The organism is Vibrio sp. Vb1755, assembly GCF_033338635.1.
GTDB lineage: Bacteria > Pseudomonadota > Gammaproteobacteria > Enterobacterales > Vibrionaceae > Vibrio > Vibrio alginolyticus.
Window position 1 is genome coordinate 1 of the sequence record NZ_JAWOTA010000222.1, and the last position, 1,235, is coordinate 1,235.

A 1,235-nucleotide genomic window follows, 5' to 3' on the forward strand; every position below is an offset into this window, starting at 1 on the left:
TAAAATCCAATCATTGGTTGCAGCAATACTGGCTATATAGTGATTAAAGCGTGCCCATTCTTCAGGTTCTGCTTGCAGTGTTTGCATCTCTCCTCCACGCGTATGCATGGCGAGCAAAGCAGGATATTCGTCAGGTTCTCCGCGATATTGCTGGCCGCACAACACCGTTTCTGAACCATCATGCGCAAGATGACGAATGCTCAGCTTATGATCCGGCAACGGGACTTGATCAAGCAACGCGCCGTTTTGCGAAAGGTAGCTCAAGCGTGGCGTCATGCTGTGCAAAGTCAAAGGCTCACGGCCAGTAGTATGCACTCCACCCACACCAATCGCTAACGTGCCATCGGGCATCATGATCACTTCATGAGGCCCAATGCCGAATCCCGATAACTCAGCGATTTTTCGGTATTGGTTTTGAACATCGTAAACACCAATGATGCCTCGGCTAGTGCCTCTTTCGCCTTCCGTAGCGAAGAGATAAAGACCATCGTGAGAATAAACGCCGTGGCCGTAAAAATGGCGCTCCGGTTTTGCCAGTTCCAACTTGAGCATTTGCTCTGTTCGATAGTCGAACACCATAAAGAAAGTGCCAGGACGTCGACCAAAAACAACTGCGTGGCCATGCTGATTGGTCGCCACGCCATGTCCACGTTCAGGGATAGGTAACGTCGAAATAGGCATACCATGTTCATCAGCCACCACGGCAGCAAACTTATCTCGCCCGACAATGGAACAACCAATCAATGCGGGCTCTCGCTTTGTTGTCGCCGCACAACCAAACGGCAACACGGGAGTTGCCGCTCCTAACAATGCCGCTTTTAGAAGCGTTCGGCGGGTTTGATCAGTCACCATCGGTTGCATTAAACCCTATAACGACACCAAGCTCGATAGCCACCTCTTCATGGATGAGGTATTTAAGTTGTTCTAGCTTGTTGTATTGCGCGAGAACCAAACGATATCCGTCCACACTTTGTAGTGCAGAAAACAGGCTTTTATCTTCAGGCCAAGTCTCTAAAGCCATGTCAAACTGATACGTGACGCGATCCGCCAATTGCGTTTTACCTTGCGCCCTTAACAGCGCATCTAAACCTTTACCGTTCGCAAAATACAACTGATGCAAGCTTTCTAGGTTAGCTTTTAAGTTAGAGAGCGAGGTTTCTGAGCGCCAAGACTCCGAGAAGTAAGGACGAGGATGCCCTATCTTGGCTAGCGGACGACTGAGCTTTTTCATGCTG

The 1,235-nt window shown here is 49.4% G+C and carries 2 protein-coding genes; both read right to left on the reverse strand.

What is annotated here, in order from left to right:
- On the reverse strand, positions 1-861 hold an 861-nt coding region (locus R7E00_RS24070; RefSeq protein ID WP_318124780.1), incomplete at its 3' end, for a DUF1513 domain-containing protein.
- Positions 842-1,235: imelysin family protein (locus R7E00_RS24075; protein WP_318124781.1), on the reverse strand; the 394-nt coding region annotated here is incomplete at its 5' end. The genes R7E00_RS24070 and R7E00_RS24075, both read right to left, overlap by 20 nt.